The sequence below is a fragment of the Mycobacterium sp. TKK-01-0059 genome, from assembly GCF_000709305.1.
GTDB lineage: Bacteria > Actinomycetota > Actinomycetes > Mycobacteriales > Mycobacteriaceae > Mycobacterium > Mycobacterium intracellulare.
This window is the reverse complement of sequence record NZ_KL446993.1, coordinates 1,568,123-1,591,984: the sequence shown is the minus strand read 5'-3', so window position 1 is coordinate 1,591,984 and position 23,862 is coordinate 1,568,123. Positions and strand designations below refer to the sequence as shown.

The window sequence follows — 23,862 nt, the reverse complement described above, 5'->3', positions numbered from 1 at the left end:
AAACCACGAAAGATAGCTGATCCCAGCGCAGCTGCTGCGCCAGGTGATTGCCACTCCCTCGCGGCTCATGGCCTATCGCCGACACTATCGGCTAAACCGTCAAACGACCGCGATTTTCACCGAGTGGTCTGCCAACATCGGTGGTCCCGACCGGCGAGATGTTCCAGCGAGGGATCTATATAGCTGTGGCCGAAACTCTGCCCTGACAATCTCATAGATAACCGCTGTCATCCATCGAATTCGGTCGCCGGCAGACAGAACTGTTGAACGACATCGCGATAAACGGAGCTGACTTGGGCCACTGGCTCAACCCGGACTGGAGCGACCTGTTGGACCCATGACTATCGGCCGACGTGTAGTTAACGCGAAGCGTTGTTCGACTAGTTGCCCTTGATCCCCACCGCGTGCCGCAGCTGCGCCAGAAACTGATCCGCGTCGTCGCTGCGAACGATGTAGTGCGAGATCGCGATCCGGATCACCGTCGCCGCCTTCACCGCGGAGTTGGGCCCGGGCAGGTGCCGCTGTAAGCCCTCGCGCATCTGCGGGATCACCCACGAGAACTGGGCGATGGTGTGCTCGGGCTCGACGTCGACCATCCGCACGCCGGAGTACGAGTGCTGGTAATCGACGATGAACCGCAGCACGGCGTCGAGCTTGTCCACGCCCTTGAGGCCCGCGGTGGCCTTAACGAGGCCGCTTTCGAAGATCTGTCGCTCGTAGGCCGAAAACGCCGACAGCAACTCCTCTTTGGACGCGAACCAGCGGTACAGCGTCGGGCGGGAGACGCCCGCCTGGGTGGCCACGTCGGACAGGCTCAGCTTGGTCTTGCCGTTGCGGCCGAGCACCTCGGCGGTGGCCGCCAGAATGCGCTGACGGGTCGAGGTGTCGGTGTCGGCGATCGTCGTCGACCGGATCGGGTGGCTCATGTTTTCGCCTCCACGTTAGGCCCGAGGCGGGCGCCGGCGCACCAGCACCGACTGCTGGATGGCGCCGACCGCGCCCTGTTCGTCGAACAATGTGCCGATCGTCGTCCCGATCCCGTCCGGCCCGTAACTGGTTTCCGCCCTGATCCCGATCCAATCACCGTCGGGGACACGAAACACGTGCACGGCCAGATCGGTGTTGAGGAAGGTCCATTTGGTGATGTCCAGCTTGCTGCCGATGCCGTTGGCGCAGTCGGCGACCGCGAACAGCCGCTCCAGTTGGGTCATGGACTCGCCGTTGACCAGGTCGACGGTCGGGTTGATCCACGATTCGCCCGGGCCTTCGCTCAACGGCTCGGTCAGCCACAGCCACTCGAGGCTGTGCACGTAGTTGCGGTCCCAGTCCTTGGCCTTGAGGTTGCGGTCGTAGGCCTCGGCCCTCGGCCGGGGCAGGGGAGCCGCGGCGTGCGCGAGCTCCTCGGTGTCCTGGTGCTGCAACCGCCAACCGGTGGCGCGCGCCACCGGCCGGGGAGCGCCGTCGGGACCCGGCGCCAGCATCTCGGCGCTGACGAGTTCGATCTGCTTGCCGGGCCGTTGCACCTGCGAGCGGACCCACAGGTCGCCCTCGGCCGGCACCCCGCCCAGCAGGTCGATCACGACCCGGGACAGGCGGGTGTCGTCGCGCAGTTCGCACCGCTCCAGCGCCCGGACCAGCAGCCCCGACACCGGACCGCCGTGCTGGATCGCCGCCGACCAGGTGCCGCGCGCCAGGTCGGTCGCCCGGAACTTCTCGCCCGGCGCGTCGGCCGGGTCGATCAGCTCGTAGTAGGCGTCGGTCATCGTCAACCTCTTCGGGGGTCAGGGCAGGCCGGCGCCGGGAGTGGTCACCGTGACGGCGTCCAGCCGGGAAAGCCGGGTGCCGGCCAGGCGCTGAGGATAGGCGTCCGTGCTCGACAACAGAAACAGGGTGCGGCGCTGCGGGCCGCCGAGCGCGCAGGCGATGGCGACCCGATCGCCCATGTCGATCCGGTCGGTCACGTCCCCGCCCGCCACGATCCGCTCGAACTGGTGGGCCAGGGTCATCGACGTCCACACCCCGCCCTCGGCGTCGAGCGCGATGCCGTCGGGCGGCCCGTCCAGGCCGTCGGCGAAGATCCGGCGATCGGTCAGCCCACCGTCATCGCCGATCGAAAACGCGGTCAGCCGCCGGCCCGTCGACTCGGCGACGATCAGCGTCGTGCGGTCCGGCGTGATCACCATCCCGTTGGGGAAGTCGAGATCCTCGGCGACGACGGTCGCGCTGTCGTCGGGGTCGAGGCGGACGATCACGCCGCCGCGCAGCGCCTGGCATCCGATGTAGGCGCGGCCCACGTCGTCGATGACCATGTCACCGAGGTTGGCCGGCGCCACGTCGGCGAGATCGGCGATGGTGGCGACGCTTTCGCCGTCGTAGCGCAGCACCCGCCGGTCCTCGGTCGACGCGATCAGCAGCGAGCCGTCGGGACGGAAACCCAAGCCCGACGGCGAGTGCCCGGGCAACGGCAGCGTGGTCAGCGAGCCCCCCATGGTCGAGGTGTGGACCGCCTCGCCTAGCATGTCGGAGAACCACAGCAGGCCCTCGAACCAGCGCGGCCCCTCGCCGAAGCAGAACCCGTTGGCCAGCGGCTCGGGGATCATCCGCTCATGCCTTTGGCCAACCTTCCGCTTTACAAAACACCGAAAAAGTGTCACGCACCGCGGGTACCGGTGTCAATCTGCCGACCGGGCGAGTTCTCGTGCGACGGCCTCGTGGTAGGCGTCGATCTTCGCCGGGTTGGCCTGGATGAAGAGCTGATCCGGCAGGGGCGCGTGCTTGTACGCCTCGATCGTCATGGTCCGGGAGAACAGCGTGACGTCCTGGCCCGGCCGGGTGAAGTGGTACGACACGGTGATCCTGCCCTCCATGCCGCCGTTCCCGTCGCGGTCATGGCCCAGGCGGCCGATCGAGGTGAACACGAACAGCGTCGGCCGCACGGCGGCGGCCAGCTGCCAGCGGAAGATCCGGTCGCCGTCGGGCCCCGCTTCCTCCCAGGTGTCACCCACTTTCAGGGGTAGGTCGGGCAACCCGCCGATGTGCGCGCTGCCGGGGTAGGTCTTGGTCCAGTTCAACGGGTTGGTGACGAAGTCGTAGACGGTCTCGGCGGACTGCGTGAACGCGGTCTCCGAAGTGGTGGTCACGATACCCAATGGCGTTGCCTCCCTGCGCTTTTCGTCGGCGGGCTGGTCCGCCGGGCCGCGGTCTTGTTAGCCAAGCTTTACAAATCCTACTCAAAGTGTCACGCTGAGCCCTGAGCTGCTAGCGCGAGAGGTGGAGCGGATTTGACGAAAGCTTCCGAGGAGTCTCAGCAGACCGAGTGGACGGTGCAAGGCCTGCTGGGTCTGTTTGACGTGCAGGCCGATGGGCAGGACCGGTTCACCGGCGAGACCGGCATCGCCGGCGGCGACGAACGCCAGGTGGTGGAGGGCACCCAGGTGCTCGCACAGGCGATTGTCGCGGTGGGCAAACGATTCCCGGACAAGTCGGTGCGCTCGGCGCACGCGGTGTTCTCCCGCGCCGTGACCGTCGGCCCGCCGATCGAGCTGATCCTCGACGTCGTGGCCGAGGGCCGGTCCACCGCCACCGCCGTCGTGGCCGTGCACCAGAACGGCCGCCGGTGCCTGAGCATCACCGTGCTGGCCGACGTCCCGACCGCCGACGTCATCCGTCACCACCTGCCGCGCCCCGAGGTGGCCGCGCCGGCCGACGCCAACCCCTCACCGATGCCGATGGTCGGCCGCGAGCTGCGCCTGGTGGACGTTGTCGACGTCAACAGCCCCGACGAGGTCGGCCCGCCGGAGCTCTACGCGTGGCTGCACTACGACCCCATCCCGACCCGCGACGACCTGGCCAAGGCGCTGCTGGCGTACTTCACCGGTCACCTGGGGATCTCCACCACCATGCGCGCGCACGAGGGCATCGGCACCGCCCAGGCGCACCTGACCGTGTCCACCGCGCCGATGAGCATCTCGGTCGCCTTCCACGAGCCGGCGCGCTGGAGCGGCTGGCTCCTCTACACCCACGAGAGCACCCAGGTGGGCGCGGGCATGTCGTACGTGCGCGGCACCGTGCACGCCGAGGAGGGGGACCTGCTGGCGTCGTTCTCCCAGGAGGCGCTGATCCGCCCGCTGCGGACCAGCGACACCGCGATCGATTCCCGCGCGCGCTTCTGACGGCTGGAAAATCAGATGCGCTTCACCATCACCCACCCGATGCACAGCCATCCCTACAACCCGGAATTGGTCAGTGGGGACGGCATCGGCAAGGTGGCCGCGGCCACCGAAGCGGCCGGGATCCACGGTTTCGGCTTCACCGATCACCCCGCGCCGTCGCAGCGGTGGCTGGACGCGGGCGGGCATGACGCGTTAGACCCTTTCGTCGCACTGGGTTTCGCCGCCGCCACCACCTCCACCCTGCGGCTGATTCCCAACATCGTCGTGCTGCCGTACCGAAACCCGTTCGTGGTGGCCAAGTCCGGCGCCACCCTGGATCTGCTATCCGGCGGCCGCTTCACCCTCGCGGTGGGCGTGGGCTACCTCAAGCGCGAGTTCGCGGCGCTGGGCGTCAGCTACGACGAGCGCGCCGAGCTGTTCGAGGAAGCGCTGCAGGTGATCCGGGCCGTCTGGACCGAAGACGACATCTCCTTTGAGGGCAAGCACTTCAGCGCGCGCGGCATCACCGCGCATCCCCGGCCGCTGAGCAGCCCGCACCCGCCGATCTGGATCGGCGGCAACACCACCGCGTCGCGCCAGCGGGTGGCGCAGTACGGCGACGGCTGGTGCCCGTTTCCCGCCCCGCCCCAGTTGGCGCAGACCGCGGGCACGGCCACCATCGACTCGGTGCAAAAGCTCGCCGAGGGCATCGAGGACCTGCGACGCAGATGCGATGCGGCGGGCCGGGATTGGTCGGCGATCGACATCACCTTCACCAACTTCGAGGGCGGCGGCCCCGCCGATGACGCGTTCAACGCCGACGCGTACCTCGACGGCCTGGACAGGTTGGCGAAGCTGGGGGTGACGTGGGTCAGTGTCCACCTGCCCGGCGACAGCATGACGCATGCGCTCGAAACCCTCGACCGTTTCCGCACCCTCGTGATCGACGCGGCCTGAATGGACTTCTCCCGCGTCGCGCTCTCACCCGAGGACCAGGATTTCTACGATCAGTTCCGGGAGTTCATCGCCGAGCATGTCACCGATGAGGTGCGGCGGCGTGACCGGGAGACCGGTGAAAACTTCAGTGAACCGGTGCATTTGGCGTTGGGCGAAGCCGGTTATCTGGAATCGGACTGGAAGCTGGAGTCCGAGGGCGGCTTCAATCCGGTGCGCCGCCGGATCTTTCACCTCGAGATCGGTCGTGCCCACGCCCCGTGGTTCCACTGGGGCACCACGGCGGTCGTCGCGCGGTTGGTGCAGCAGTTCGGGGCGGCCGAACTCGTCGACGCGGTGCTGCCGGGCGTGCTGTCCGGCGAGATCCGGCTCTGCCTGGGCTACACCGAACCCGAGGGTGGCTCCGACGTCGCCACCTGCAAGACGCGAGCCGTGCGCGACGGCGACGCGTGGGTCATCAACGGGTCCAAGATGTTCACCTCGAACGCGCAGAACGCCAAGTACGTCTTCCTGCTCACCAACACCGATCCGCAAGGACCGAGACACAAGAACCTGACCATGTTTCTGGTGCCGCTGGATTCGCCGGGCATCGAGATCCAGGGCATCCGCACGCTGGATGGTGACCGCACCAACATCGTGTACTACAGCGACGTGCGGGTCGATGACCTCTACCGGATCGGCGAGGTCAACGGCGGGTGGACGGTGATGCGGTTCGCCCTCGACGCCGAACACGGCATCACCGAGGTCCAAGACCATGGCCTGCAGAACATCTCGATGCTCTCCGAGCACGGCCAGCTGATGGCCGAGGCGGCCGACGGGGTCGCGGCCATCCTGGCCACGCCCAATGCCGACGGGCGCCGCCCGATCGACGACGAGGCGACGAAATACCGCCTCGGGCGCGCCGTGGCCCGGATCGAGGCGGCCATGTCGACTCCCGGGATGTACGGGCGCGTGGGCCTCATCCAGACCATGCGGGAGGTCTCCCAGGAATTGATGGACCTGCTGGGGACGGCCTCGGCATTGCCCACCGACACAACGGGTTCCGCGGACGACGGCGCCATCGAGTTCATCTTCCGCCACGGCGTGCCCGCCGGAATCTACGGCGGCACCATGGAGGTGTTCCGCAACATGATCGCCCAGCACGAGCTGGGGCTCGGGCGTCCCAGCTACGGCCGCTGACCTTTGCCGCGAGAGTGTCACCACCGGCGGTGGCACCCGGGAGATGCGTTGCCAGTTACACTCTCGCGGGATCGCGGGGGCCACCGGGCAGCTCGGCGAGCACGTCGGCGCGGGTGTCGTCGAAGCTGAGAAATCCCTTGATCGGCAGGCTTTCCGGCGGCGGATCGGGATAACACCAGGCGACGTCCTCGACGACGCGCTCACCCGAGACCAACGACCAATACGTCGCAAAGCCCTTGTAGTTGCAGTAACTCGACGTCTCGGAGCGCACCAGCAGATCGGTGCGCACGTGCGCCGGGTCGACATACAACCTCGGCTCGAGCGCCGTCTCGAAGAGGATCGTCGTGTCGTCGGTGTCGACCAGCGTGGTGCCGCCGACGCGGACGCGCAGGCGGCGCTGCGTCGGACGGCAGTCGACGCGGTGATAGGGATTGGGCGGGTAGTGCACGAGTTTGCGCCCCTCCTCGAACCACGTGTCGACCGCGTCCCAGGGAACATGAATGAAACCCGGGGCCTCCGGCTCGGGCTCAGTCGGCAGGTCGCCGACGTCGTCGGGCGCGAAGACGTAGCTCAGCGGACGGCCCCGCCGGTGCACCATCAGCGCCCGCTCGGTGTCGATCACCAGCCGCCCGTCCTTGACCGCCTGCACGCGCCGGGGATGCGGCTCGACGTACACAATCCCTTCTGGCCCGTCGGGTATGGCGGGCGAGAAGCGCCCCGCCGGATCGCTGCTGAGCGGTCCCCGCCCGGCCACCAGAGTCATGCGTTCCTCCCGGTTGCAACCACTCATCTAGCTCCCGCGTAGGCCATTGTGGTGCACACCGGCCTCGATCCGACAGACCCGGTTAGGGCGGGAGCCCGACCGGAGGGTGGCCGACTAAGCGTGGCGGCATTCGGATTCGTGATTGAGAGTCAGGATGTGACGGGATCTCCGGGTGCGAGCAGGGCCGCGTACTGCTGCTCGAGCAGCTTGGCGGCGCCCACCTGCCAGCCCTCTGCCAACGAACGCGACATCGGGTCGGGAAAGATCTCGTCGTCGCCGTTCTCCAGCCCATCGAAGATGCCTTGCGCCACGGATTGCGTTGAGGCCTTGGGGATGTCGAGGCCTCGGGTCATGTCGGTGTCGACGGGACCGGTCAGCACCGCATGAACCCGCACGCCCCGCCCGGCCAGGATGACACGCAGCGATTGCGTGAGGGAGAACGCCGCGGCCTTGGAGATCGAATACGCGGGAATCAGCGGCAACGGTGCCAAGGCGTTCACCGACAGGTTGTTGACGATCGATCCCCCGGATCGCGTCAGCATCGGTAGGAAGGCCTGAATCACGTCGTACGTGCCGAACAGATTCACCGCAAGATGCGTCCGCAGGGCGGCGGCGTCGCTGAGATCGTCGTACACCGCCAGGCCCGCGTTGTTGACCAGGACATCGAGCGAGTCGACCCTGGCCACGGCCCGCCGAATCTGCGCGGGGTCGGTGATGTCCAGGGCCAGGGGTGTCACGCGGGAATCGCCGTTGCCGGCCAAGGCCTTCCGGGTGCCGACGTACACCCGCCGGGCGCCCCGGTGCAAGGCCTCCGCGACCAGCGCGGCGCCGATGCCCCGGTTTCCCCCGGTGATCAGCACCGCCCTGCCTGAGATTGTGGCCACGATGACGGCCTCCTTCATTGATTGGTGTCGGATTGGGCAGGCCGCACGGGTGGGGTGGCTTGCCGCGGCCAGTCGTTGCGCGACGCCCGCATGTATTCCGATACACGGGGCCACCCAGATTCATCGGCGGGCAGATCAGAACGGCGAACCGGATGACCCGGTGGCAACGGGCGGCGGGCGCAGGGAGTAGGAACTTACGCATGGCGGGACCGGTGGAAGGCGTCAAGGTCGTCGAGCTCGGGGTGTGGGTGGCCGGGCCGGCCGCCGGCGGCATCCTGGCGGACTGGGGCGCCGACGTGATCAAGATCGAACCCCCGACCGGTGATCCGGCGCGCATGTTCGGCCGCATGCTGGGCTGCGATATGGGCCTCAACCCGCCGTTCGAAATGGACAACCGCTCCAAGCGCAGCGTCGTGCTGGACCTGGGCACCGACGCGGGCCGCGCCAACGCCTTCGAATTGCTCGCCGGCGCAGACGTTTTCCTGACCAACGTTCGACCCGGCGCGCTGCAACGCCTCGGGCTGGACTTCGAGTCGGTGTCGGCGGCCAACCCCCGCCTGGTCTACGGGCTCATCACCGGATACGGCGAAAACGGTCCGGACGCCGATCGCGCCGCCTTCGACGTGGCCGCGTTCTGGTCCCGCGCCGGGGTGGCCCACCTGCTCACCCGGCCCGGCGAGACGCCCCCGTTTCAGCGCGGCGGCATGGGCGACCACTCCGCCGGAATGACGATGGCCGCGGCGGTGTGCGCAGCACTGCTCGCGCGCGAACGCACCGGCGCGGGCCAACTGGTGACCACCTCGCTGTACCGCCAGGGCGCCTACACCGTGAGCTTCGACCTCAACACCTATCTGATGAGCGGCCAGCCCATCGCGATCGGGCAACGCGAATCGATGGGCAACCCGTGCATGAACAACTACGCCGCCTCCGACGGCCGGCGCTTCTGGATCGTCGGGCTCGAGCCCGAGCGGCACTGGCCGGCGCTGTGCCGCGCCGTGGGACGGCCCGAATGGCGCGAGGACCCGCGGTTCGCCGATGCCCGCTCCCGCGCGGCCAACTCGGCGGCGCTGATCGTCGCGCTGGACGAGATCTTCGCGACGCGCCCCCTCGACGAATGGGCGCAGGTCTTCGCCGGCGAGCCCGATTTCTTCTGGTCACCGGTCAACGCGCTCGAGGACGTCGTGGCCGACGAGCAGTTCCACGCCGCCGGCGGCATCGTCGACGTGCCCGACGGGGACGCGGCGGTGCCGATGGTGGCCACGCCCGCGGATTTTCACGGCACCCCGTGGGCTCCGCGTTCTGCGGCACCGGAACTCGGGCAGCACACCGAGGAAGTGCTGGCCGACCTCGAGGCGCGCCGAGGCTCGTGACGGGCCGCCCGAACCTTTACAAATTTCGCCGGAAGTGTCACGCTGTGCGGTGAGCCGCTTCACCCGACGCGTGCGGCGGCTCCAGCCCTTGAGAAAGCCCATGACAAGCGCTTGAGGCCCGCCAACGGAGTCGTTGGGGCCGTGGTGAGGAATGGATCGATGGTCGCTCCAACGTTCGATATCAGCAAGAGCAGCGCCGCCCCGGCAACCCAGGCCAACGCCGAGGGTCTGCGCTATCGCCTGGACGTCGTCGCCGCCAGCGCCGTCGACGTCGTGCACTCGGCCGGAGGGTGGCTCTACGACCGGGCGATGGCCGGCTGGGAGGTGACCGTGCTGCTCCCGCAGGGCCGCGACACCCGTTCGCTGCGGATCCTGGGGGTGCGGGTATGTGACCTCGAGTCGTCCCTGGCCGCGCTGGGGGCGGGCTCGACCAGCCTGGCCGTCAGCGCCGACGCGTTCAGCGCCGACGCGCGGGTACGCGACGCGGTGCTCGAGTCGCTGGACAACCGGCTGACCGAGGTCGCCTTGTGGGGCGACGGGTGGCCGCTGGGAGTGCACCACGCGACGACCCGCGCCCAGCACCTGCTCAGCGGGGCGGCGCGCATGTTCAAGGGCTATGCGCTTGCGGCAGCGGGCATTTCGGACGCCACGGTCGCCCCCACCGAGACGCTGCTGTGCGACGTGGGTTCCGGGGCCGACTCCGAGCTGATCCGGCTCGACTAGGCCCATGAAGAAGTACTACAAACACGCGCTGCTCTACCTGCACGAGACCATCTCGCTGGGATCCGGCCGAAGCGACCGCTTCACCGAGATCTTCGCCGACACCTACCAGCCGATGATGGAGCAACTCGGCGCCCGGCTGTTCGCGATCTGGGAATCCACCCCCTACAACGGTCACTGGCCGCAGGTGACGGTCATCTGGGAGATCGACGGGTTCGCCGACTACGCCAGGATCGGCGCCGCCCAGGCCCGCGGCGGCAGCCACGAGGCCGCCGCCGGAAAATGGTCGGCGTTTCTGGCCGACCTCGGCGCCTCGGGCGAGGGCCGCATCATGTACGCCGGACCCAGCAACAGGACGCTTGCCCAGCTGCGCGAGGCCAATTTCACTGCGCCACTGGTGATTCAGGAGATCATGCAGACCAAGCCCGGGCGCCAGGACGACTACATCCGCGAACTGGAGCGGCTCTACGTGCCGTGGTCGGAACGCACCGGCAAACGCTGGCTCGGCTCGTTCACCACGACCTTCCGCTTCAACGAGGTCATCCACTACTGGGCACTCGACGGGGGATGGGACTGCTTCGCCGAGCACTACCCCTCGTGGAAGGAGAGCCCGCCCGCCGAGATCGTCACCTGGATGAGCGTGGCCCCCGCGCTGCGCGACGGCTGGGAAGATTCCATCCTGCAGGCCCTCCCGCCCTCACCGCTGCAGTGACCGAGCGCCAAGGACCCATGGACCACACCGACTTCAGCTACGACCCCTTCGACGCTGCGGTGATGGCAAACCCGTTGCCGTACTACCGAATCCTGCGCGACCACCACCCGGTGTATTACATGCCGCAATGGGACACCTTCGCGCTGTCGCGTTTCGAGGACATCTGGAAAGTCCTGGAAGTCAACAACGGCACATTCGTCGCCTCGGAGGGCACGTTGCCGGCGGCATCGGTTCTGGCCCAACACAATTCCGGGCCGGTCGACGACCCGCCGCTGAACCCGCTGCCATTCCATGCGATGTTCGACGCCGACCTGTACGGCGAGATCCGGCGCACGCACTCCCGGCCGTTTCGGCCCCGTTCGGTCACAGAGCTCGAGGGCAGGATCCGGGCGCTGGCCAACGAACGGCTCGACCTACTGCTGCCGCGCGGCTCGTTCGACCTGACCCAGGACTACGGCGGCGTCGTGGTGGCCGCGATCGTCTGCGAACTGCTCGGCATTCCCACCGATCTCGCGCCGCAGGTCCTCGCCGCGGTCAACGCCGGCAGCCTCGCCCAGCCGGGTGTCGGCGTGGACACCGGGCAGGCGCGCCCGAACTATTTCGAGTTCCTGCTGCCCGCGGTCGCGCGCCGCCGCGCCGACCGGTCCGGGCCGCCGCTGGACGTGGTCGACGGCCTGCTCGGCTACCACCTGCCCGACGGCAGCGCGCTGGACGACATGGAAGTCGCCACCCAGATGCTGTGCATCTTCATCGGCGGGACCGAGACGGTCCCCAAGATCGTCGCCCACGGGCTGTGGGAGCTCAGCCGGCGGCCCGACCAGTTGGCCGCCGTGCGCGCCGATCCCGAAGGCAACGTGCCCGTCGCCCGCGAGGAGATGATCCGATACTGCGCGCCCGCGCAGTGGTTCGCGCGAACGGCGCGCAAGCCCTTCGACATTCACGGTCAGACCATCAATCCCGGCCAGCGCGTCATCACCCTGCTCGCCTCGGCCAGCCGCGACGAGCGGGAATACCCCGAGCCCGACGAGTTCATCTGGGACCGGCCCATCCGCCGCTCGCTGGCGTTCGGCCGCGGCCAGCACTTCTGCATCGGCTACCACCTGGCCAGGCTGGAAATCGATGTGCTGCTTGCCGAATGGCTGCGTCGGGTGCCCGACTACGCGATCCAGGACCAAGCCGCCACCCGGTTGCCGTCCAGCTTCCAATGGGGCTGGAACAACATCCCGGTGGAGGTCTGAGGTGTGGTCCTACCGGCTCATCGCCCCGTATCTGTTCGAGCGGACGACGATCGCGGACGCAACACCTGAGTCCCTGACCGACGGGCAGGTGCTGCTGCGGTTCCTGGCGGCCGGCGTCTGCGGCAGCGATCTGCCCGCGTTTCGCGGCGCCAAGGGCCGAATCCCGGGCGACGACGGCCGCAGCGGACCCGAGAAGGACGGCTTCCCCATCCACGAGGTCGCCGGCGAGGTGATCGCCAGCCGCCACCCCGCGCACCGCCCGGGGGACCTCGTCGTCGGCTGGGCCTCCGGGTTCGACGGCATGATGGAACGCATCGTCACCGACGGTGACGGTTTGGCGCCCTACGATCCGGCGCTGACGCCGGCGCAGGCCATCGGCCTGCAACCGCTGGCCTGTGTGCTCTACGCCTGCGAGCAGCTCGGCGATCTGGCCGGGCGGCGCGTCGCGATCATCGGCCAGGGATCGATCGGCCTGCTGTTCTCCTACGTCGCCAAGGCGGCCGGTGCGCGCCGCGTCACCGGGGTCGACCCGATCGACCGCCGCGATGTGGCAAGGGCATTCGGCGTCGACGAACCGGTGCGTGCCACCAGCGACCGCTGGGCGAGTCAGCTGGCACCCGGGGACCGCGCCGACGTCGTCATCGAGGCGGTCGGTCACCAGGTGGCCACGCTCACGCACGCCATCGACGCCACCGCCCCCGGCGGCACCGTCTTCTACTTCGGTGTCGCCGACGACGAGATGTATCCCATCAGCATGCGGGCCATGCTGCGCAACAACCTGACGCTGAAATCCGGTGTGACGCTTGACCGTCGGCGGATGCTGGAGCTCGCGAGCAAGTTCGCCGCCGAGCATCCCTGGCTGCTCGGCGCGTACCTCACCCACACGTTCGGCGTCGAGCAGGTGCAGGACGCGTTCGAGCTGGCCAGCCGACCGGTGACCGAGCGCATCAAGATCGCGATCGCCGGGTGAGGGGCCGACCGTGACCGACGCTTCGCCGGGCAATCTGCAACTGGCGCTCAGCAGCAAGCCCGCCATCTTCGGCGGCTGGGTCACCGGCCCCAGCTGGCTGGGACCCGAGGAATTCGCCCGCGCCGGTTACGACTACGTCGGATTCGATGCCCAGCACGGCTATCTCGACGACGCCGGCGTCGCCCGCATGCTGCGCCGCACCGAACACCTGCCGCTGGGCACCGTCGTGCGCCTGCCCAACGCCGACGCCGCACCGATCGGGCGGGTGGCCGACGCCGGGGCCGACGCCGTCGTCATCGCAATGATCGAATCGGCCGACGAGGCCGCCGCGGCCGTGGCCGCCACCCGCTACCCGCCGGCGGGCGTGCGCAGCTTCGGACCGCTGCGCGCCAGCCTGGGGCACGACCCCGCCGCCCACGAATCCCGGATCGGCGTGTTCGCGATGATCGAGACCGCGGCGGCGCTGGCGGACATCCGCGAGATCTGCGCGGTCGACGGCCTGACCGGAATCTACGTCGGCCCGGCCGACCTCGCCATCTCGATGGGCGCCGGCGTCCTCGGGGCGACCCGGCATCCCGAGGTCCTCGACGCGATCACGCGCATCCACCGGGCGGCATCGGATGCGGGGCTGGTTACCGGCATTCACGCCGGGGACGGCATGACGGGCCAGGCCATGGCGCGGCTGGGTTTTCGCATGATCACCCTGGCCGCCGAGTCGCAGGCACTGCGCCGCGGGGCCGCCGAACACCTGCGTGAGGCGACGCAATGACCGGCCGCCCGCCGGACGACGAGGCAGCGATCCGCGATTTGATCGCCGGCTACGCGCTCGCCCTCGACGCCGGTGACGTCGACGGTTGCGTCCGGCTGTTCGCCCCCGACGGCGAATTCCTGGTGTACGGCCGGACTTTCGCGGGCCATGACGGGATCGCCGACATGTTCCGCGCCGCGGCGCGCGGCCTGCATCTGACCGGCGTCTCGCGGGTCGCGGTGGACGGGGAGCGCGCCACCGCCCGATCGCAGGTGCTGTTCGTCCGGGCCGGCGACCTCCAGCTGCGGCCCGCCCTCTACGACGACGAGCTGACCCGCGTGGACGGCCGGTGGCGCTTCGCGCGGCGCCGGTGCAGCTTCGTCACCAGCGGCGGGCTGGCCGACAGCCCCGAGGGCGCGCCGGCATGAACCCACGTGTCGCACTCGTGACCGGCGCGGCCGGCGGGCAGGGCCGGGCCATCGCCGAACGCCTACGCGCCAAGGGGTTTTCGGTGGCCGCCTGCGATCGGCGGGCCGACGAACTCGCCACCGCGGTGCGCCAATCGGGCGACGAGGAACTGATCGCGGTGGAGCTCGACGTCACCTCGGAGCAGCAATGGGACTCGGCCGTCGCACACGTCGTCGACCGCTTCGGGGCGCTGAGCACGCTGGTCAACTGCGCCGGCGTGCTGCACCGCGCGTCGTTGACCGAGGAGACCGCCGAAGGATTCGAAAACACGTGGCGGGTCAACTGTCTGGGCGCGTTCCTCGGCATGCGCGCCGCGCTCGAACACCTGCGCGCGGCGCCGGACGCCTCCATCGTCAACATCTGCAGCACCGGCGCGATCCGCCCGTTCCCCCAGCACGGCGCCTACGGCTCGTCGAAGTGGGCGCTGCGCGGCCTCACCCAGACCGCCGCCGCCGAACTCGCGCCCTCCGGCATCCGGGTCAACGCCGTGTTCCCCGGGCCGATCGCCACCACGATGCTCGACGAGACCACCCAAGCCCGGCTCGCCGCGGCATCGATGTTCGGGCGGATAGGCCGCGCCGACGAAGTCGCCGACGCCGTGGCGTTCCTGGTCTCCGGCGAGGCGTCATTCATCACCGGCTCCGAACTCATCATCGACGGTGGTCAATGCCTGCAGATCCGATGACCGACCTGTCCATCGGCATGATCGGCGCCGGCCCGGGCGGTCTGGCGCTGGGAATCATGCTGTCACGCGCCGGGTTTCGTGACTTCACCATCTTCGACCGCGAGGACGGCGTCGGGGGCACGTGGCGGATCAACACCTATCCGGGACTGGCGTGCGACGTCAAGTCGCACCTCTACTCGTTCTCGTTCGACCTGAACGCCCACTGGTCACGGCTGTGGTCGGGCCAACCCGAAATCCTGGACTACTTCCAGCGCAGCGCCGACAAGCACGGCCTGGGGCCGCACCTGAAACTGCGCACCGAAATCCGCTCCGCGCACTGGGATTCGGACACCCAGCGATGGTGCCTGACCACCGCGACCGGCGAACAGCACCACTTCAACGTCGTCGTCTCGGCCGTGGGCCTGTTCACCCGGCCGCTGATGCCCGACCTCGTCGAGGAAGAGCCCTTCACCGGAACGGTGATGCACTCGTCGCGCTGGGACCACTCGATCCCGCTGGAAGGCAAGAAGATTGCGGTGCTCGGCACCGGATCGACGGCTTCCCAGCTGATCCCCGAATTGGCCAAAGTGGCCGACACGGTGTATTCGGTGCAACGATCGCCCACCTGGATACTGCCCAAGCCCGACCGGCACTACACCCGGGGGGAGCGCTGGGCCTTCGCGCACCTCCCGTTCGCCAAGAAGGTCTACCGCACCCGGCTGTGGCTGCGCAGCGAATCCAACATCGCGGTGATCGAGCACGGCAGCGAAAAGACCGAGCAATTCACCGCCCTCGCCCTGCGGCTGCTCGAAAACACGGTCGACGACGAGGAATTGCGCCGCAAGCTCACACCGGACCACCCGATGGGCTGCAAGCGGCTGGTGTTCTCGTCGGACTACCTGCCCGCGCTGACCCGCCCCAACGTCGAGGTGCTGACCAGCCCGGCGCGCTCCCTGCGTGCCCGGTCCCTGGTCACCGAAGACGGCACCGAACGCGAGGTCGACCTGGTGGTGTGCGCCACCGGCTACGCCGCCGCCGACTATCTCGGGGAGCTGGACGTTTCCGGCGAACGCGGAATCACGCTGCGGCAGGTCTGGCGCGACGGCGCGCACGCCTACCTCGGCATGGCCGTGCCGGATTTCCCCAATTTCTTCATGCTGTACGGACCGAACACCAACGTCGGCTCCAACAGCGTCATCTTCATCCTCGAAGCCCAGGCGCGCTACATCGTGCGGGCGCTGCGGCACCTCCGCCGCCACCGCAAACGCTACGTCGCGGTGCGTGCCTCGGCGCTGGCCGAGTTCGTCGCCAAGATCGACCGCTGGATGGTGGGCACCGTCTGGACCACCCAGTGCAGCAACTACTTCCGCGCCCCCAACGGGCGCGTGGTCACCCAGTGGCCGCGCAGCGCCCGAACCTTCTGGGGGATGACGCGCAGGTTCAGGCCCGCCGACTTCCGTTTCGAACCGCCCGCCACCTCCGCCGCGTCCCCGGTCGCCGTGCCCGAGCGGGGCACTCGATGATGGAGCTCGACGGCGCTGACCGCCTCGATCCGGCGCTGCGCGCACTCGCGACCACCCGCACGGACTTTTCGGCCGCCGCGATCCAGCTGACGCGTGGACCGTTCAACGAACGCCGCCGCATCACCGCCGAGCAGACCGACGCCGGTGACGTCCGGATCGACGAGGACAACGCGGCCGGCGTCGGGGTGCGCATCTACCGCGGTGGCCCGGCCCCGGCGCCCGCCGTCGTGTATTGCCACGCCGGCGGTTTCGCGCTGGGAAACCTGGACACCGATCACCGCCAGTGCGTGGAGCTCGCCCGCCGCGGGCGCTGCACGGTGGTGTCGGTGGACTACCGGCTGGCTCCGGAGCACCCCTATCCGGCCGCGCTCGACGACGCGAGCGCCGTGCTGCGCTGGGCCATCGACGATGCGGCGTCGCTCGGCGTGGACCCGGCGCGGGTGGCCGTCGCGGGCAGCAGCGCCGGCGCCGCCCTGGCCGCATGCCTGGCGCAGCGCGCCGCCGACGGATCCTTGCCGCCGCTGGTGTTCCAGCTGCTGCACCAGCCGGTGCTCGACGACCGGCCCACCGGATCGAAGTCGGAGTTCCGCACCAGTCCCGCCTTCGACGGCGAGGGCGCCGAGCTGATGTGGCGCCACTACCTGGACCCAACGGCTGCGCCGGAGGCCGCGGTGCCCGCACGGCGACCCGAATTCGCCGGGCTGGCACCGGCTTTGATCACCTGCGCGGAGATCGATCCCTTCCGCGACGAGGCCATCGACTATGCGCTGCGGCTGCTGCGCGCCGGCGTCTCGGCGGAGCTGCACGTGTTTGTGCGCGCCTGCCATGGATTCGACTCACTGCTGCCGGAATGGCCGGGCTCGCAACGCCTGTTCGCGCTGCAAGGCGAGGCGCTGTCCGGCGCGCTGCACGGCGGCTAGGCGTCGAATCGGATCAGCTGGCGCACGGCGGTGCCGTCGGCCAGATGGTCCATCGCCTCGTTGATGTCGTCGAGCGCGATCGTCGACGACACCAGCGATTGCACCGGCAGCCGGCCGGAACGCCACAGCTCGACGAACCGCGGGATGTCCCGGCTGGGCACCGCCGAACCGAGGTAGCTGCCGATCAGCGACCGGCCCTCGGCCACAAAACCCAACGGCGACACCGTGATCCGGGCGTCCGGCGGGGGCAAGCCGACGGTGATGGTGCGCCCGCCCGGCGCGGTCAAGGCGATCGCGGTCTCGAGCGCGGCGGGGTGGCCGACGGCCTCGACGACAACGGCCGCCTTCACCCGCGCGTCCTCGGCCTGCTGCGGCGTGTACGCCTCGTGGGCGCCCAGGGCGCGGGCGGCGGCCAACTTGTCGGGCAACTGGTCGACGGCGACGACGCGCACGTCGTCATAGGTGAGGGCGGTGAGCAGCGCCGCCATCCCGACGCCGCCCAGCCCGACCACGGCGACCGTCTGGCCCGGCCGCGGATGCCCCACGTTCAGCACGGCGCCACCGCCGGTGAGCACGGCGCAGCCCAGCAGCGCCGCGACATCGGGCGGCACGTCGGACGGCACCGGGACCGCGCTGGCCCGATTGACCACCGCATGCGTCGCGAAACCCGAGACACCGAGGTGGTGATACACCGGGCGCCCGGCCCGGCTGAGCCGAATGTCGCCGCCGAGCAAGGTGCCGGCGCCGTTGGCCGCGCTGCCCGGTTCGCACGGCGTCAGGCCCTGGGTCGCGCACGCCGCGCAATGACCGCACCGCGGCAGGAAGACCAGCACGACCCGCTGGCCCACGGCCAGGTCGGCCCCGCTTGATAGCGCGCCGTCACCGATCTGTTCGACGATCCCGGCGGCCTCGTGGCCTAGCAGCATCGGCACCGGCCGCACCCGGTTGCCGTCGACCACCGACAGGTCGGAGTGGCAAATGCCGGCGGCCTCGATGCGGACCAGGACTTCGTCGCGGCCCGGGGGTGCGAGGTCGAGGTCGGTGATGGCGATCGGGCGCGACTGTGCGTAGGGCCGGGGTGACCCGATGTGCTCCAGGACCGCGCCCCGTATTCCAGACATGCTGGAATACAACCATGGCGTCGGCTTCCGTAGTTCCGCCCGCACCGGACGGGCTGACCAGCAACGACTTTCCGGTGCTGTGGCCGGTCGGAACCCGGTGGGCCGACAACGACATGTTCGGCCACCTCAACAACGCCGTGTACTACCAACTCTTCGACACCGCGATCAACGCCTGGATCAACACCAGCACCGGGCTGGACCCGATCACCACGCCCGCGCTGGGCATCGTCGCCGAATCGGGCTGCCGCTACTTCTCCGAACTGCAATTTCCCCAGCACCTCGTGGTGGGCCTGGCCGTCACCCGGCTGGGTCGCAGCAGCGTCACCTACCGGCTGGGCGTGTTCCGCGCCGAGAACGGGCCGGCGCAGGATCAGGCGCGGCCGATCACCGCGCTGGGGCACTGGGTGCACGTCTACATCGACCGGGAAACCCGCAAATCCGTCCCCATTCCCGACGCCGTCCGCGCGCTGCTGTCGACGGCCACCGTAGACCAATAGGGGCCCGGTACGCCCCCGATATGCTTCGCGCATGCCCGTGATGAGCAAGACCGTCGAAGTGGACGCCGACGCCGCGTTGATCATGAAGATCGTCGGCGACTTCGAGGCCTACCCGCAGTGGAACGAGGAGATCAAGGGCCTCTGGGTGCTGGCGCGCTACGACGACGGGCGCCCCAGCCAGCTGCGGCTCGACACCGATTACCAAGGCATGCAGAGCATGTTCATCCAGGCCGTGTACTACCCGGGCGAAAACCAAATCCAGACCGTCCTGCAGCAGGGCGACCTGTTCACCAAGCAGGAACAGTTGTTCTCGGTGGTGTCGCTGGGCGCTTCGAGCCTGCTGACCGTGGACCTGGACGTCGAAACCTCGATGCCGGTCCCGGCGCCCATGGTGAAGCAACTCCTCAACAACGTGCTGGACCACCTGGCCGAAAGCCTCAAGCAGCGCGCCGAGCAGCTCGCCGCGAGCTAACCGCCGCGACAGCCCGTTCTCGCCGCGAGCGTAAGCCCGCTGCGCAAAGGCGCCCCCGAATTCGCGGTGTGCTTACGCTCGCGACCGTCAGGAAGCGCTGAGCCCGGTGCGCTCGCGCATCTCGGTCAACCGGGCCGCCGCATCGGTGAACTGCCACACGGTGTGCTCGATCACCGCGGCGGTGTCGCGCCGGCGCAGCGCGGCGATCAGCTTGCGATGGTTGTCAACCGCGGCCGCACCCCACTGCGGGTCGGCCGCGTAGACCAGCACCGGCATGTAGCGCGCGGCGTTGAGCAGGAACCAGGCCAGCTTGATCCGGCCGCTCGCCTGGTTGAAGACGCGGTGGAACGCGAACTCGATGCCGGCGATGGTTTCGGCGTCGCCGGAGCCTACGGCGGTGGCCAGCGAGTCGTTGATCCGGTCCAGCTCGTCGATCTCGGCGTCGGTGATGTGGTCCGTGGCCGCCGCCGCCAGCTCGCGGGCGATCGATGCCTGCAGCCAGAAGATGTCCTCGATGTCCTGGCGGGTCAACGGCAGCACGACGTGGCCGCGGTGCGGTTCGAGCTGCACCATGCCCTCGCCGCGCAGCTTGAGCAGGGCTTCACGCACGGGGGTGACGCTGACCCCGAGCTGGGCCGCGGTCTCGTCGAGCCGGATGAACGTCCCCGGCCGCAGCGAGCCGGACATGATCGCCGCCCGCAGACGCCCGGCCACCTCGTCGGACAACTGCGCCCGGCGCAGCGGCCGCCGACTCCTCGGCTGCATTGACATCGGTGCGTTCACGGGCGCTGCCAGCGCTTTCGTGGGCTTGGCGGGACGGGGTTTAAGTTTTGACGGGTGTTAACGGGGACTTGTCAGTGGATCGTCAACGCCATAGTGTGACCCACACAACACTAAGTTTTATCAAATATCAACCTGGCGCAAGCGGTGCGCGAGTGAAGGGAAGTGTTGAGTTTGACCGCGCAATTGGCGAACCATCCGACACAGGCGAGCGAGCAGCCGTACCTGGCCCGGCGACAGAACTGGGTGAACCAACTGGAACGGCACGCGCTGATGCAGCCGAACGCGACCGCGCTGCGGTTCCTGGGCAACAGCCTGTCGTGGGGTGACTTGCGCCGCCGGGTGGCGGCGCTGGCCGATGCGCTGAGCCGCCGGGGTGTCGGCTTCGGCGACCGGGTAATGATCCTGATGCTCAATCGCACCGCATTCGTCGAATCGGTGCTGGCCGTCAACATGCTCGGCGCCATCGCGGTCCCGCTGAACTTCCGGCTCACCCCGGCCGAGATCGCCTTCCTGGTCCAGGACTGCGAGGCGCGCGTCATCGTCACCGAATCGGTGCTGGCCCCGGTGGCCACCGGGGTCCGCGACATCGAGTCAATGCTGGCCACCGTCGTGGTTGCGGGCGGCTCAACTTACGACGACAGGGCCAACGTGCTCGGCTACGAGGACCTGATCGACGAGCCCGGCCAGGAGCACCAACCCGTCGACATCCCCAACGACTCCCCGGCGTTGATCATGTACACCTCGGGCACCACCGGGCGGCCGAAGGGCGCCGTGCTGACCCATACGAATCTGACCGGCCAGACCATGACCGGGCTGTACACCAACGGCGCCGACATCAACAACGACGTCGGGTTCATCGGGGTGCCGTTCTTCCACATTGCGGGCATCGGCAACCTGCTGACCGGGGTGCTGCTGGGCATCCCGACGGTGATCTACCCACTGGGAGCGTTCGAGCCCGGGCAACTGCTCGACGTGCTCGCCGCGGAGAAGGTCACCGGAATCTTCCTGGTCCCCGCGCAATGGCAGGCGGTCTGCGCCGAGCAACACGCGCGCCCGCGCGACCTGAAGTTGCGGGTGATCTCCTGGGGCGCAGCGCCGGCCCCCGACGCGCTGCTGCGGGAGATGTCGGCGAGGTTCCCCGGCGCCCAGATACTGGCCGCGTTCGGCCAGACCGAGATGTCGCCGGTGACCTGCATGCTGCTGGGCGAGGACGCCATTCGCAAACGCGGCTCGGTCGGCAAGGTGATCCCCACCGTGGCCGCCCGCGTCGTCGACGAAAACATGAACGACGTGCCCATCGGCGAGGTTGGTGAAATCGTCTACCGCGCACCAACTTTGATGAGCGGCTACTGGAACAACCCGCAGGCCACGGCGGAAGCGTTCGCGGGCGGCTGGTTCCACTCCGGCGACCTCGTCCGGATGGACTCCGACGGCTACGTGTGGGTGGTCGACCGCAAGAAGGACATGATCATCTCGGGTGGCGAAAACATCTATTGCGCCGAGGTGGAGAACGTCCTGGCCAGCCACCCGAGCATCGTCGAAGTCGCCGTCATCGGCCGGGCCCACGACAAGTGGGGAGAAGTGCCGATCGCGGTCGCCGCGGTGGCGGGCGAGGGGTTGGCGCTCGACGAGCTGGACGAGTTCCTGACCGAGCGACTGGCGCGCTACAAGCACCCGAAGGCGCTCGAGATCGTCGACGCGCTGCCGCGCAACCCGGCCGGCAAGGTGCTCAAAACTGAGCTGCGGATCCGCTACGGGGCCGTAAAAATCGACTAAATCCATTCTAGGGCAAGAGGTTTTAGGACCAGAAAGGAAATTGGGCAGGGGCTGTAACGTTTGCCAGTCGTTGGCGAAGGGTTAATTGTGCGGATGCGGTTCACACGTGCTTGGCCATCGGGTACATTCCTGTGGTCTCCGTTACTACTTGCCAGTAGGGAGCCGATGGTCACAGACGTTGAGTCGGGGCGAGGAGGGGGCGTGCTATATGTTCCGCCGCGGCGCCGGACGGCGCGCGGTGACGGCCAGAGGGGGCAGCGGTGACTTCGACGTCGACTAGTCGACGGGGCCCCTACCTGGTCGGCTATGTACGCGATCAACTGCAAACCCCGCTGGAGCTTGTCGGCGGGTTCTTCCGGATGTGCGTGCTCACCGGGAAAGCGCTGTTCCGCTGGCCGTTCCAGTGGCGCGAATTCGTCCTGCAGTGTTGGTTCATCATGCGGGTGGCGTTCCTGCCGACGATCATGGTGTCGATCCCGCTGACGGTGCTGCTGATCTTCACCCTCAACGTTTTGCTGGCGCAGTTCGGCGCCGCCGACCTGTCCGGCGCCGGAGCCGCGATCGGCGCGGTCACCCAGCTCGGCCCGCTCACCACGGTGCTGGTGGTCGCCGGGGCCGGGTCGACGGCGATCTGCGCCGACCTGGGCGCGCGCACCATCCGCGAAGAGATTGACGCGATGGAGGTGCTCGGCATCGACCCGATCCACCGGCTGGTGGTGCCCCGGGTGATCGCCGCGACCCTGGTCGCCACCCTGCTCAACGGCCTGGTGATCACCGTCGGCCTCGTCGGCGGCTACCTGTTCGGCGTCTACCTGCAGAACGTGTCGGGTGGGGCGTACCTGGCCACCCTTACCACCATCACCGGCCTGCCCGAGGTCGTCATCGCGACGGTCAAGGCCGCGGTCTTCGGCCTGATCGCCGGACTGGTCGGCTGCTTCCGCGGGCTGACGGTGCGCGGCGGATCCAAAGGCCTGGGCACCGCCGTCAACGAGACCGTCGTGCTCTGCGTCGTCGCGCTGTATGCGGTCAACGTCGTGCTGACCACGATCGGCGTGCGATTCGGGACGGGGCACTGACATGTCAACGACCACCGTCTTTCGCTCCCGCTTCCCGCGGGCCGCAGAGAATCTCAACCGCTACGGCCTGGCCGCGGCGCGCGGGCTCGACGACATCGGCCAGATGGCGTGGTTTGGCGGGGTGGCCCTGGCGCACATCCCGCACGCGCTGCGCAACTACCGCAAGGAAACCCTGCGTCTGGTCGCCCAGATCGGGATGGGCACCGGCGCCATGGCCGTCATCGGCGGCACCGTCGCCATCGTCGGCTTCGTGACGTTGTCCGGTAGCTCCCTGGTCGCGATCCAGGGGTTCGCCTCGCTGGGCAACATCGGCGTCGAGGCGTTCACCGGATTCTTCGCCGCGCTGATCAACGTGCGCATCGCCGCGCCCGTCGTCACCGGCATCGCGATGGCCGCCACGGTCGGCGCCGGCGCGACGGCCGAGCTGGGCGCGATGCGCATCAGCGAGGAGATCGACGCGCTGGAAGTGATGGGTATCAAGTCGATTTCGTTCCTGGCGACCACCCGGATCATGGCCGGGCTGGTGGTGATCATCCCGCTGTACGCGCTGGCGATGATCATGTCGTTCCTGTCGCCGCAGATCACTACGACCGTGCTCTACGGGCAATCCAACGGCACCTACGAGCACTACTTCCGGACGTTCCTGCGCCCCGACGACGTCTTCTGGTCGTTCCTGGAAGCCATCCTTATCACCGCGGTCGTCATGATCACCCACTGCTTCTACGGCTACAACGCCGGCGGCGGGCCGGTCGGCGTGGGCGAGGCCGTCGGCCGATCGATGCGCTTCTCGCTGGTGTCGGTGCAGGTTGTCGTGTTGGCCGCCGCGTTGGCGCTCTATGGCGTCAACCCCAACTTCGCGCTCACGGTGTAGCC

General features: G+C 68.7%; 26 protein-coding genes. 18 read left to right on the top strand and 8 right to left on the bottom strand.

Annotation, left to right across the window (positions count from 1 at the left end; all coding sequences use genetic code 11):
* Positions 1-380: 380 nt before the first annotated feature.
* The 4 genes from K883_RS07815 to K883_RS07800 form a co-directional block, all read right to left on the bottom strand.
* Positions 381-926, bottom strand: coding sequence for a TetR/AcrR family transcriptional regulator (locus tag K883_RS07815; RefSeq protein WP_008262018.1), 546 nt, complete (start codon positions 924-926; stop codon positions 381-383).
* 15 nt (positions 927-941) lie between these two features.
* Positions 942-1,763 carry a thioesterase family protein gene (locus K883_RS07810; protein WP_008262015.1) on the bottom strand — a complete coding sequence of 274 codons (822 nt, stop codon included), beginning with the start codon at positions 1,761-1,763 and terminating at the stop codon, positions 942-944.
* A gap of 18 nt (positions 1,764-1,781) precedes the next feature.
* Positions 1,782-2,600, bottom strand: a complete 819-nt coding sequence (locus K883_RS07805; protein WP_008262013.1) for an SMP-30/gluconolactonase/LRE family protein — start codon at positions 2,598-2,600, stop codon at positions 1,782-1,784.
* Positions 2,601-2,672: 72 nt separating this feature from the next.
* Entirely contained in the window at positions 2,673-3,149 is a 477-nt protein-coding gene (locus K883_RS07800) for an SRPBCC family protein (RefSeq protein ID WP_008262011.1), read from the bottom strand.
* A gap of 132 nt (positions 3,150-3,281) precedes the next feature.
* On the opposite strand from K883_RS07800, the gene K883_RS07795 reads away from it, so the two are divergent.
* Genes K883_RS07795 through K883_RS07785 form a run of 3 tightly spaced genes read left to right on the top strand, consistent with a single transcriptional unit; the run spans position 3,282 to position 6,284 of the window.
* Positions 3,282-4,172: an acyl-CoA thioesterase gene (locus K883_RS07795; RefSeq protein ID WP_020823837.1), complete on the top strand. Its 891-nt coding sequence runs from the start codon at positions 3,282-3,284 to the stop codon at positions 4,170-4,172.
* 15 nt (positions 4,173-4,187) lie between these two features.
* Positions 4,188-5,108, top strand: a complete 921-nt coding sequence (locus K883_RS07790) for an LLM class F420-dependent oxidoreductase (protein WP_014712534.1) — start codon at positions 4,188-4,190, stop codon at positions 5,106-5,108.
* Positions 5,109-6,284, top strand: a complete 1,176-nt coding sequence (locus tag K883_RS07785; RefSeq protein WP_020823836.1) for an acyl-CoA dehydrogenase family protein — start codon at positions 5,109-5,111, stop codon at positions 6,282-6,284.
* A 55-nt stretch (positions 6,285-6,339) separates the two neighbouring features.
* Here the strand turns inward: K883_RS07785 and K883_RS07780 are convergent, their stop codons facing one another.
* Complete coding sequence (locus K883_RS07780) at positions 6,340-7,047, bottom strand: DUF427 domain-containing protein (RefSeq protein ID WP_036454157.1); 708 nt, start codon at positions 7,045-7,047, stop codon at positions 6,340-6,342.
* A 149-nt stretch (positions 7,048-7,196) separates the two neighbouring features.
* Entirely contained in the window at positions 7,197-7,949 is a 753-nt protein-coding gene (locus K883_RS07775; RefSeq protein ID WP_020823834.1) for an SDR family NAD(P)-dependent oxidoreductase, read from the bottom strand.
* A gap of 182 nt (positions 7,950-8,131) precedes the next feature.
* On the opposite strand from K883_RS07775, the gene K883_RS07770 reads away from it, so the two are divergent.
* The 10 genes from K883_RS07770 to K883_RS07725 all read left to right on the top strand — a co-directional run bounded on the left by K883_RS07770 (position 8,132) and on the right by K883_RS07725 (position 17,264).
* The gene (locus K883_RS07770) at positions 8,132-9,301 is read left to right on the top strand and encodes a CaiB/BaiF CoA transferase family protein (RefSeq protein ID WP_020823833.1); all 1,170 of its coding nucleotides are present in this window, start codon (positions 8,132-8,134) and stop codon (positions 9,299-9,301) included.
* A gap of 159 nt (positions 9,302-9,460) precedes the next feature.
* The gene (locus K883_RS07765) at positions 9,461-10,024 is read left to right on the top strand and encodes a hypothetical protein (RefSeq protein ID WP_020823832.1); all 564 of its coding nucleotides are present in this window, start codon (positions 9,461-9,463) and stop codon (positions 10,022-10,024) included.
* A 4-nt stretch (positions 10,025-10,028) separates the two neighbouring features.
* Positions 10,029-10,733 (top strand): hypothetical protein, encoded by a 705-nt coding sequence (locus K883_RS07760; RefSeq protein WP_020823831.1) that lies wholly within the window; start codon positions 10,029-10,031, stop codon positions 10,731-10,733.
* A gap of 17 nt (positions 10,734-10,750) precedes the next feature.
* A complete protein-coding gene (locus K883_RS07755; protein WP_020823830.1) occupies positions 10,751-11,971 on the top strand; it encodes a cytochrome P450 in 1,221 nt (406 codons plus the stop codon).
* A 1-nt stretch (position 11,972) separates the two neighbouring features.
* Positions 11,973-12,941, top strand: a complete 969-nt coding sequence (locus K883_RS07750) for a zinc-binding dehydrogenase (protein ID WP_014712528.1) — start codon at positions 11,973-11,975, stop codon at positions 12,939-12,941.
* Between the two features lie 10 nt (positions 12,942-12,951).
* Complete coding sequence (locus tag K883_RS07745; RefSeq protein ID WP_014712527.1) at positions 12,952-13,710, top strand: HpcH/HpaI aldolase family protein; 759 nt, start codon at positions 12,952-12,954, stop codon at positions 13,708-13,710.
* Positions 13,707-14,117: a nuclear transport factor 2 family protein gene (locus K883_RS07740; RefSeq protein ID WP_014712526.1), complete on the top strand. Its 411-nt coding sequence runs from the start codon at positions 13,707-13,709 to the stop codon at positions 14,115-14,117. Before K883_RS07745 ends, K883_RS07740 begins: the two co-directional genes overlap by 4 nt.
* A complete protein-coding gene (locus tag K883_RS07735; protein ID WP_036454155.1) occupies positions 14,114-14,842 on the top strand; it encodes an SDR family NAD(P)-dependent oxidoreductase in 729 nt (242 codons plus the stop codon). Before K883_RS07740 ends, K883_RS07735 begins: the two co-directional genes overlap by 4 nt.
* Positions 14,824-16,344 (top strand): flavin-containing monooxygenase, encoded by a 1,521-nt coding sequence (locus tag K883_RS07730; RefSeq protein WP_086427149.1) that lies wholly within the window; start codon positions 14,824-14,826, stop codon positions 16,342-16,344. The genes K883_RS07735 and K883_RS07730 overlap by 19 nt, the downstream gene beginning before the upstream one ends.
* Positions 16,341-17,264: an alpha/beta hydrolase gene (locus K883_RS07725; RefSeq protein ID WP_020823828.1), complete on the top strand. Its 924-nt coding sequence runs from the start codon at positions 16,341-16,343 to the stop codon at positions 17,262-17,264. The genes K883_RS07730 and K883_RS07725 overlap by 4 nt, the downstream gene beginning before the upstream one ends.
* Here the strand turns inward: K883_RS07725 and K883_RS07720 are convergent.
* Positions 17,261-18,385: an alcohol dehydrogenase catalytic domain-containing protein gene (locus K883_RS07720; protein WP_036454152.1), complete on the bottom strand. Its 1,125-nt coding sequence runs from the start codon at positions 18,383-18,385 to the stop codon at positions 17,261-17,263. The two genes, K883_RS07725 and K883_RS07720, sit on opposite strands and share 4 nt — an antisense overlap.
* A gap of 14 nt (positions 18,386-18,399) precedes the next feature.
* Here K883_RS07720 and K883_RS07715 point away from each other — a divergent pair, with 14 nt between their 5' ends.
* Both K883_RS07715 and K883_RS07710 read left to right on the top strand, forming a co-directional pair.
* Complete coding sequence (locus tag K883_RS07715; RefSeq protein WP_020823826.1) at positions 18,400-18,882, top strand: acyl-CoA thioesterase; 483 nt, start codon at positions 18,400-18,402, stop codon at positions 18,880-18,882.
* A 31-nt stretch (positions 18,883-18,913) separates the two neighbouring features.
* Positions 18,914-19,354 carry an SRPBCC family protein gene (locus tag K883_RS07710; protein ID WP_020823825.1) on the top strand — a complete coding sequence of 147 codons (441 nt, stop codon included), beginning with the start codon at positions 18,914-18,916 and terminating at the stop codon, positions 19,352-19,354.
* Positions 19,355-19,441: 87 nt separating this feature from the next.
* Here the strand turns inward: K883_RS07710 and K883_RS07705 are convergent, their stop codons facing one another.
* Positions 19,442-20,125, bottom strand: a complete 684-nt coding sequence (locus K883_RS07705) for a GntR family transcriptional regulator (protein ID WP_179945051.1) — start codon at positions 20,123-20,125, stop codon at positions 19,442-19,444.
* 183 nt (positions 20,126-20,308) lie between these two features.
* On the opposite strand from K883_RS07705, the gene fadD5 reads away from it, so the two are divergent.
* The 3 genes from fadD5 to K883_RS07690 all read left to right on the top strand — a co-directional run bounded on the left by fadD5 (position 20,309) and on the right by K883_RS07690 (position 23,860).
* Positions 20,309-21,913, top strand: a complete 1,605-nt coding sequence (gene fadD5 / locus K883_RS07700; protein ID WP_036455311.1) for a fatty-acid--CoA ligase FadD5 — start codon at positions 20,309-20,311, stop codon at positions 21,911-21,913.
* Positions 21,914-22,173: 260 nt separating this feature from the next.
* A complete protein-coding gene (locus K883_RS07695) occupies positions 22,174-22,989 on the top strand; it encodes an MlaE family ABC transporter permease (protein WP_014381458.1) in 816 nt (271 codons plus the stop codon).
* A 1-nt stretch (position 22,990) separates the two neighbouring features.
* On the top strand, positions 22,991-23,860 hold the full coding sequence (locus K883_RS07690; RefSeq protein WP_008261964.1) for an MlaE family ABC transporter permease: 870 nt from the start codon (positions 22,991-22,993) through the stop codon (positions 23,858-23,860).
* Positions 23,861-23,862: the final 2 nt, after the last annotated feature.

What these genes read in the sequence shown, in the direction of transcription:
- K883_RS07785 (WP_020823836.1), top strand. Translation starts at nt 5,109, where the DNA reads ATGGACTTCTCCCGCGTCGCGCTCTCACCCGAGGACCAGGATTTCTAC.
- K883_RS07765 (WP_020823832.1), top strand. Translation starts at nt 9,461, where the DNA reads ATGGTCGCTCCAACGTTCGATATCAGCAAGAGCAGCGCCGCCCCGGCA.
- K883_RS07755 (WP_020823830.1), top strand. Translation starts at nt 10,751, where the DNA reads ATGGACCACACCGACTTCAGCTACGACCCCTTCGACGCTGCGGTGATG.
- K883_RS07815 (WP_008262018.1), bottom strand. Translation starts at nt 926, where the DNA reads ATGAGCCACCCGATCCGGTCGACGACGATCGCCGACACCGACACCTCG.
- K883_RS07715 (WP_020823826.1), top strand. Translation starts at nt 18,400, where the DNA reads ATGGCGTCGGCTTCCGTAGTTCCGCCCGCACCGGACGGGCTGACCAGC.
- K883_RS07770 (WP_020823833.1), top strand. Translation starts at nt 8,132, where the DNA reads ATGGCGGGACCGGTGGAAGGCGTCAAGGTCGTCGAGCTCGGGGTGTGG.
- K883_RS07710 (WP_020823825.1), top strand. Translation starts at nt 18,914, where the DNA reads ATGCCCGTGATGAGCAAGACCGTCGAAGTGGACGCCGACGCCGCGTTG.
- K883_RS07780 (WP_036454157.1), bottom strand. Translation starts at nt 7,047, where the DNA reads ATGACTCTGGTGGCCGGGCGGGGACCGCTCAGCAGCGATCCGGCGGGG.
- K883_RS07690 (WP_008261964.1), top strand. Translation starts at nt 22,991, where the DNA reads ATGTCAACGACCACCGTCTTTCGCTCCCGCTTCCCGCGGGCCGCAGAG.
- K883_RS07720 (WP_036454152.1), bottom strand. Translation starts at nt 18,385, where the DNA reads ATGTCTGGAATACGGGGCGCGGTCCTGGAGCACATCGGGTCACCCCGG.
- K883_RS07730 (WP_086427149.1), top strand. Translation starts at nt 14,824, where the DNA reads ATGCCTGCAGATCCGATGACCGACCTGTCCATCGGCATGATCGGCGCC.
- K883_RS07805 (WP_008262013.1), bottom strand. Translation starts at nt 2,600, where the DNA reads ATGATCCCCGAGCCGCTGGCCAACGGGTTCTGCTTCGGCGAGGGGCCG.
- K883_RS07790 (WP_014712534.1), top strand. Translation starts at nt 4,188, where the DNA reads ATGCGCTTCACCATCACCCACCCGATGCACAGCCATCCCTACAACCCG.
- K883_RS07740 (WP_014712526.1), top strand. Translation starts at nt 13,707, where the DNA reads ATGACCGGCCGCCCGCCGGACGACGAGGCAGCGATCCGCGATTTGATC.
- K883_RS07760 (WP_020823831.1), top strand. Translation starts at nt 10,029, where the DNA reads ATGAAGAAGTACTACAAACACGCGCTGCTCTACCTGCACGAGACCATC.
- K883_RS07705 (WP_179945051.1), bottom strand. Translation starts at nt 20,125, where the DNA reads ATGTCAATGCAGCCGAGGAGTCGGCGGCCGCTGCGCCGGGCGCAGTTG.
- K883_RS07775 (WP_020823834.1), bottom strand. Translation starts at nt 7,949, where the DNA reads ATGAAGGAGGCCGTCATCGTGGCCACAATCTCAGGCAGGGCGGTGCTG.
- K883_RS07735 (WP_036454155.1), top strand. Translation starts at nt 14,114, where the DNA reads ATGAACCCACGTGTCGCACTCGTGACCGGCGCGGCCGGCGGGCAGGGC.
- K883_RS07725 (WP_020823828.1), top strand. Translation starts at nt 16,341, where the DNA reads ATGATGGAGCTCGACGGCGCTGACCGCCTCGATCCGGCGCTGCGCGCA.
- K883_RS07810 (WP_008262015.1), bottom strand. Translation starts at nt 1,763, where the DNA reads ATGACCGACGCCTACTACGAGCTGATCGACCCGGCCGACGCGCCGGGC.